The 6,982-nt window shown below is 67.9% G+C and carries 7 protein-coding genes and 1 pseudogene; 3 read left to right on the forward strand and 5 right to left on the reverse strand.

The features are described from left to right. Nucleotides 1-27: 27 nt before the first annotated feature. From NBW77_RS02725 to NBW77_RS02740, 4 genes are all read right to left on the reverse strand, one after another. Complete coding sequence (locus NBW77_RS02725; RefSeq protein WP_131748669.1) at nt 28-1,593, reverse strand: asparagine synthetase B family protein; 1,566 nt, start codon at nt 1,591-1,593, stop codon at nt 28-30. Nucleotides 1,594-1,666: 73 nt separating this feature from the next. Continuing rightward, nucleotides 1,667-1,888, reverse strand: coding sequence for a hypothetical protein (locus tag NBW77_RS02730; RefSeq protein WP_250279235.1), 222 nt, complete (start codon nt 1,886-1,888; stop codon nt 1,667-1,669). Between the two features lie 156 nt (nt 1,889-2,044). Continuing rightward, nucleotides 2,045-3,235 (reverse strand): M20 family metallopeptidase, encoded by a 1,191-nt coding sequence (locus NBW77_RS02735; protein WP_131748667.1) that lies wholly within the window; start codon nt 3,233-3,235, stop codon nt 2,045-2,047. Nucleotides 3,236-3,248: 13 nt separating this feature from the next. Next, nucleotides 3,249-4,028 (reverse strand): helix-turn-helix domain-containing protein, encoded by a 780-nt coding sequence (locus NBW77_RS02740; protein WP_131748665.1) that lies wholly within the window; start codon nt 4,026-4,028, stop codon nt 3,249-3,251. Nucleotides 4,029-4,082: 54 nt separating this feature from the next. Between NBW77_RS02740 and NBW77_RS02745 the strand changes: the two are divergent. Beyond that, nucleotides 4,083-4,328 (forward strand): annotated as a pseudogene (locus tag NBW77_RS02745) (hypothetical protein); the annotation flags it as partial. Nucleotides 4,329-4,568: 240 nt separating this feature from the next. Beyond that, the gene (locus NBW77_RS21995; protein ID WP_131748664.1) at nt 4,569-5,810 is read left to right on the forward strand and encodes a Fic family protein; all 1,242 of its coding nucleotides are present in this window, start codon (nt 4,569-4,571) and stop codon (nt 5,808-5,810) included. A gap of 223 nt (nt 5,811-6,033) precedes the next feature. Here the strand turns inward: NBW77_RS21995 and NBW77_RS02755 are convergent, their stop codons facing one another. Then, nucleotides 6,034-6,339: a helix-turn-helix domain-containing protein gene (locus NBW77_RS02755; protein ID WP_131748662.1), complete on the reverse strand. Its 306-nt coding sequence runs from the start codon at nt 6,337-6,339 to the stop codon at nt 6,034-6,036. Between the two features lie 389 nt (nt 6,340-6,728). Between NBW77_RS02755 and NBW77_RS22000 the strand changes: the two genes are divergently transcribed. Further along, nucleotides 6,729-6,860, forward strand: coding sequence for a hypothetical protein (locus NBW77_RS22000; RefSeq protein ID WP_284346875.1), 132 nt, complete (start codon nt 6,729-6,731; stop codon nt 6,858-6,860). Nucleotides 6,861-6,982: the final 122 nt, after the last annotated feature.

Consider the following 6,982-nt stretch of genomic DNA (forward strand, 5'->3'; position numbering starts at 1 on the left):
CCGTTCCGCTACAGGAACGCCGTTTCGCTACAGGAACGCCGTTGTGGCGAGGTGGAGGTCGATGACTTCGAGGAGTTGGGCGTCCTTATGTTCGTTGTAGTTGTTGTCGTGGAGGCGCAGCAGGGCCTGGCGTAGGGCGTCGGGGTTGACCAGGCCGGCGTCGAACAGGGCGGAGCCGTCGCGCAGCATCCGGGTGAACAGGAGTTGGGCGTGGGTGGTGAGGGCATGCTGGACGACTTCGGCGAAGGACTCGCGTTCCACCGGGTGGGTGACCTCGGTGTTCAGGCCGAGTGAGGCGAGCTGGCGGCGTTGGAGTTGTTTGAGCTCGCGCCAGTGCATGGGCAACCATTCCCCGAGCCGGATCATGCCGGGGTGGGTGAACGGATGCAGGGGCCAGATGCCGGCGCGGAGCAGGACGGGCGCGGTGGTTTCCAGGGACAGCAGGGTCATGGAGTTGACGACGGCCGGGGGTGCGACGGCGTCGTCGGCGTAGTCCAGGGCCTGGCGGGCGCGGGAGCCGAGCCATGGCAGTCCGTCGGCGATTTCACCGAGGGACTGGTGGGGGTGTTCCTGCTGGGACAGGGCGACCATCTCGTCGCCTCCGAGACCGGTGACGACCGTGTGGGCCCCGTGGTCGGCGAGGATTCGGGTCAGGCGGGTGAACGGGCGGTGCAGCGGCTCCTCATAGGGGCTGATCAGTTCGCCGCGGACGCGGTCGCAGTCCGGGTGCAGAGGGGCATCGTGCATGCTGTCGACAAGGTCGTCCCGGGAGCCGAACGGGAGCGCCGCGCGGATCTGGGCACGTCGGTGGATCTGTTGGGCGCGGCCGGGGCCGCCGATCAGGAGCGCGGCTGTGTGGAACTGGCCGGGATGGCGCACCGCGGCGTGGGTGGCCATGACGCCGGAGTCGAAGCCGCCGGTGAGGTGGAAGACGGTGCGGGCGGGGTCGAGGGGGCGTAGGTCCAAGGCGTCGTCCATTGCTTGGACGAACGCGCTCAGCACGTCGGCGTCGGTTGCCAGTTCCCGGGGGGTGCCGTGCAGCGCCGGTTCAGGGTAGTGGAGATGGAGATGGCCGCCATAGGAGGCGGTCGCACGTTCGGTGAGCCGGTGGACGCCGTCAAAGAACGTTTCGGTGCCGTAGCGGGGGCGGTAGAGGAGCAGCCGCGCGGCTTCCCGGGCACGCAGGCCGGTGATATGGGGCCGTAGGTCAGCCATGTCCCAGGAGCCGTACAGGCTGTTCCGGTCGTGAGCGAGGTAGATCGGGGCGATGCCGCAGGCGCCCGCGGTGACGCGTACCGGTATCCGCGGGGCGGTCTCCACCAGCAGGTAGTCGGTCGGCCATGCGGCGGTGAGGGTCCGGGTGTGGTCGTAGTCGGCAACCGACAGCGGGCGCGGGGCCGGATTGCAGGCAGGGTGGCCCGCGACCCGTTCCCGGATGAGGAGCAGGGTTCGCCGGCCGTCGGTGACGGCCAGGTGTTCTAGCATTGGATGCCGGAACGGGATGATCTCGTTGGTGCGGTCGGCGGTGATGTACCGAGTGCCGTCCCAGTGCCAGGTGGTGTCCGTGTACGGAGTCAGACGTAGCGTAAGCATGGAGGTCTCCGGGTATGGGTGCGGCTCGACCGGGCCGCACCCCGACAGCGGGCGTGCAGCAGACAGTCGTGGATCAGATGGCTGTGGTGTCGTAGGTCTTGGCTCCGTCCGAGGAGCCTGCAGCCTTCTTGTACTCGTGGGTTTCAGCCAGATTTTGGATCTTGAACCAGGCCTTGTCTACGAACAGATGTTCGTAGGAGGTGGTCGGTATCGACGGGGGCAGGAAGGTGTCCATGGCGCTCCCTTTGGTGTGGGTGACGGCGGTGCGGCCCGGCGGAAGCCGGTGGTCGGGCACGGACCGCACCGCTCGCCTTGTGTGACAAGCCGTACCGGGATCATGACAGGAGGGTGGGGGGTGAACCAGATCACGGTCTCGTCGGTGACTGTTCACCGGTATGTCACGACCATTGGTGACAAGGCGCCGAGCGCACAGTGGAAGGACGAGGAGGGGTCAGCGCAGCAGGGTCAGTACGGCGGCGTGGTAGGCGGCCTGTACCGGGGGGATCGTGTCGAGGCGGATGCGTTCGTCGGCGGCGTGCATGCCCTCGTAGGCCACGCCGAAGCCGGCGGTTGCCGGGATCCCCAGGCCGGCCAGGTAGTTGCCGATATTGGACGGTCCCGCGACCTTCGGCAGGGTCGGCAGGCCGACGCACCGGGCGGCGGTCAGCAGCGCGGCGGGGAGCGCCGCGTCGATATCCAGTGCGTACGGCGGCCAGTGCGTCTCGACCTGGATCCGGGTTGGGTGGGTGTCCGGCCAGACCGTGTCGAGATCCGCTGCGGTGGCCCTCAGCAGGTCTGTGGCGACTGCGGCGTCGAAGGCCGGGGTGAGACGCAGATCCACGCAGACAGTGCACAGGTCGGGGGTCAGCGACCAGCTCTGCCCGCCGATGATCTCAGTGACGGTCAGCTTTCCCCCGGCGGGAAAGCGTCCCTGACCGGCAGGGAGAGGGGCCGCAACCAGCCGACCGACCAGCTCGGCGGCCTTCACGACCGCGTTCGCCGTGGGTCGCGAGCCGCCGGAGTGGCTGGCCACGCCGTGGACGTGCAGCCGGGCGCGCAGCAGGCCGCGACCTCCGACGACCAGATGCTCCATCCCCGGATAGCCGATCATGACCCCGGTGATGGTGGTGGGGGCGTCGGGCCCGGCGAAGTAGGCGCGGGCACCACCGAAGCCACCGGTGTGCTCGTCGGCGTCGAGCAGCAGGCTGACCCCGCCCCGCAGCTCGCCCAGGTGTGGGGCAAGGCGGACCAGCAGGTGGCAGAAGATGGCCGCACCGGTCTTGGAGTCCGCCGCTCCCCGTCCCCACAGCCAGCCGTCCCGCACCGTGGCGCTGGTCGGTGGATGCGTCCAGGCGTTCTCGTCGCCGAACGGCGCGGTGTCCACGCAGGCGTCGAGCACCAGCCGCGGCCCGGGACGGCCGGCGTCCAGCTCGCACACCAGCCCGACCGGCGTGCCCGCCGGATCGTGCAGCTGCCGGACGGGTAGGCGGTGGGCGGCCAGCCACGCCGCCAGCCGGTCCAGCACCGGCCCGTAGGGGTCGATTCCGCCCCGGCTCGGGATCCGGATCAGCTCGGCGGCCAACGCCGTCACCGACGCCCGGTCGGTTTCGGTCACTGCGAGCAGCTCCCGCGCTCCCGTCATCCGCATCGTCCGATCATTCCTGACCTCCCGGCCGTCGGACCGGCAGCGCCCGCACCGCCGCGGCCGTCTCGACCTTCACCGCGGCGGCGTAGCACTGCCGGGCATGGTCCACCAGCCGCGCCGCCGGGCTGGCCCCGAGCAGCACCCCGGAATCGAACGCCTCCGCCGAGGTCAACGACGGGATCGGGACGACCGCGGCTTTCTCCGACACACACAGGAACCGCTCCGGATGCGCGATCTGATCCTCGACCAGGCCGATGTGCAGCGTCTTGTATCCATGGGTCCGGTCGTCGGGGTCACGGATCGCCAGCAGCCGCAGGAGATGGTCCTTGAGGATCTGGCGATGCGGAGCACCGAACAGCACCCGGTAATGCGCCAGTGCGGGACGGTGGGCCAGCACGGTCTCCATGGCGTCGAGGTAGGCCGGATCCCGGGACCGGGAACCGGTCACCATCAGAATCTCCTCCGCATCCTCGACCACCCGCAGCATCGCCGCACGCAGATCGCGGTGCCCCACCAGCAGCACCACACCGTCCGCCGTGGCCAGTTCCTCGTCCTGATGAGCGAACAGGACGTCGGGCGTCTGCCCGTAAAGATCACACAACATCTTCCGGTACCGGACACTCGTGACATGCTTTCCCAGCTCCCAGCCGCTGAGCATGCTCGCGGTCACCCCGGACGAACCCGAAAGAGAGACGGTATCCAGCTCGGCGACGATCTCCTCCTGCGTCGCGTTCCGCGCGAGCCGAGCCGCCCGTAACGGCGACACCGTCCGACCGCCCCGCCTGGACATCTACGCTCCTTCCCCTTCCCTCGCAGAGTCCCGCCCGGTCTCTTTTCCGGCCCGGCCGGCGCCCGCCACCGCACCAACCGGAGCGAGCTCATCGGTCTGATCCGCGCGGCCGACCGCGTCCCGGCGCAGCGTGACACCCTTTACCGGCACCTGGTCGTGCACCGCGACCCGGCGGAGGATCCCGTGGACGACCGGGTGGCCTCGCACTTCTCCTCGACCGCCCTGCAATCCCCGCCGGTCGTGCAATCCCCGCCGGTAGGGCCGCCGCCCACCATGCTGCCTATCGTCCCCACCCGGTGACGCATACAAGATCGTTGCCGGAACGTTACGGGGTTTGCGTCGTCATGGTGCCGACGAACCTCCGGCAGCTCGACCAGCAGCCAGCGACGACCGGCGCGCGGGTTCACACCGCCGACGGCCCGGCACGGCAGATCTCCCGGACCCATGCACGGAGCGAGCAGGGCCTGCCTGCCGCCGTATCTGAGCGTATGCCAGCCTCCTTAGTTTCAGTTAGAGCATAAGTGAAGCTAGAATCCAGCCATGGTTTCAGGTCTGGCAGGTGGCGGGATGGTCGGCCGTGGCTGGGCCAAGGACAGTTCCGCCTGGCCGAGCCTGGGCTGGGAGGAGCGCGACTGGGTCTCGACGATCCCGGATGACCTCGTCTCCGCGCGGGTACGCATCCGCTACCAAGGTCCCTATCGGGCCGCCGTCGTGCCCACGATCGCGGACCGGGCGCCTTCGCTTCCCGTCCACGTGGCATCCCTGGCGGACGATGCTTCGGTCGAGATCGCCCGTTTCGACGCGGAACTCGGCCTAGAGGTGGCACCCTTCGCATCTGTCCTGCTCCGCTCCGAGTCCGCATCGTCGTCCAGGATCGAGAACCTCACCTCGGGAGCCAAGGCGATCGCCCTCGCCGAACTCGGCAGCACGCAGATGCGTAACGCGGCCGAAATCGTCGGCAACGTCGCCGCGATGAAAGCGGCTTTGGACCTGGCCGACCGCTTGGACGAGTCCGCTGTCCTTGCCATGCACGCGGCCCTGATGGCAAGACACGCGCCAGGGATCGGTGGACGGTGGCGGCAGGAGCAGGTGTGGATCGGCGGAGACTTCTACGGGCCACAAGGAGCGACCTTTATCCCCCCGGACCACCGCCAGGTCCCAGCGCTGATGAAGGACCTCCTTCGCTTCGCCGGCAGGGTCGATCTGCCGGCTCTGAGCCAGGCCGCCATCGCGCACGCCCAGTTCGAGACGATCCACCCGTTTCCGGACGGCAACGGCCGGACCGGACGGGCGCTGGTGCACGCGATGCTGCGCGGCCATGCGCTGACCAGGAATGTCACCGTACCGATCTCAGCTGGCCTGCTGACCGATACCGTCGCCTACTTCGACGCTCTTGGCGCCTACCGCAGCGGTGACGTGGCTCCGATCGTCGAGAGGTTCGCGACCGCGTCGGTCACCGCAATCACGAACGGGCGCGAGCTGGCCAGCGAGCTGCGGGTGATCCGGGCGGGATGGGATGACCGACTGAAGATCCGGCGCGACGCCCGTGGGTGGCGACTCGCGGACCTGCTCCTGCGGCAGCCTGTCGTCGACGCCCGGGTCGTGGCGTCCGAGTTGGGAGTCTCTTCGCAGAATGCCCAGCGCGTGATCACGCCGCTTGCTGAGGCCGGAATACTCGTGGAATTTACCGGATTCGCCCGCAACCGTCTGTGGCAGGCGACCGAAGTGCTCACCGCCTTGGACGCGTTTGCGGCACGCGCCGGCCGCCGTGTCGCGCGGTAGGCGTCTGGAACCTGATTGCTTGCAACGGGTTCGTTCGCGAAGTCGTTGCGTCAGTCCGCCGTGGCCGCGAGCCAGGCGTGTAGTTCGGTCGGGCCGCCGTCGGCGTCAAAGTGAACCCCGAGACGATCGTGGTGGAAACCTTAGTCGAACACATGTTCCGCAATCCTGGTAGGACCCGTGTGCTCGAGCTGAAATTTCGTAGCCGCCACCTCCGATGCCTCTCTCAGCCGAGGACCACCCGACGATCACCGAAGTCAGCAATGATCTCGATCTTTCCGCCGAGCGCCTCCACGTAGGCCCGGATGGTCGACAGCCCGGCGCGATCGAGCGCGCCACGCTCGAGATCGGACACGGACGGCTGCTTGACGTGCATCCGCTCCGCGAGTTCGACCTGGGTAAGGCCCTGTTCCTCTCGGATTTCCCGCAGATGATAGGCGCGAATCTCGGCGTCGATTCGGGCGCGATGTTCCGCGACCCTGTCCTCTCGCGGAGGCCGCTTGGCCCGAACCTCGCTCCAGGTGCTAGTCATGACCTTGCCTCCCGTCGCCTCAGTGGTCATAGTCACCACGCAGCCAGCCGTCATACCGGTCGTCCGCGAGTCAAGTGCCCACGTTCCATCGATCCGCGCCGAGCAATTCCTGCGCTCTGTAAAAGCGTGCACGGGAGGTGTCAGACATGATCTCCGCCGAATCAAGGACGTCCGCGCGAGGGTCACGGACACGAAGTAGTCAGGGCCTGTGCATTGTCCGAGCCGGCTCGCGTTCCAGCCGGCTCGCGTTCCAGCCGGCTCACGTGAAACGGCAATGCCCGACCGGCGCCACGACAATGGTGGACGGAATGTGGACGTAACCTTCCACTTCATTCCTGTCCGGGTCATCGGCAAACAGGTTTGCCCTGCACGTTCTCGGTGCTGACCCAATGGCTGTGGGTGCGACCGCGGGTGTCGTCGCCGAAGTCGCCGCTGCCCACTACCTCGGCGAGGCGGAGGCGGTTCGCATGGCGGCAACCTGGCCGTCCAGGCGGGGCTCGAACCAGCTGTCGAGGTCCTGACCAGCACCGTTCCACGGAACCGGATCTCAAAGCGATAGATCGCAAACCGCATTCGCCCAGGTCCGAGGAATGATCAAAAAATGGGTGGACCATGTGTACCAGCATCCGAACCGATTGATCTT

The sequence above is a fragment of the Frankia sp. Cppng1_Ct_nod genome, assembly GCF_920656135.1.
GTDB classification, from domain to species: domain Bacteria; phylum Actinomycetota; class Actinomycetes; order Frankiales; family Frankiaceae; genus Protofrankia; species Protofrankia meridionalis.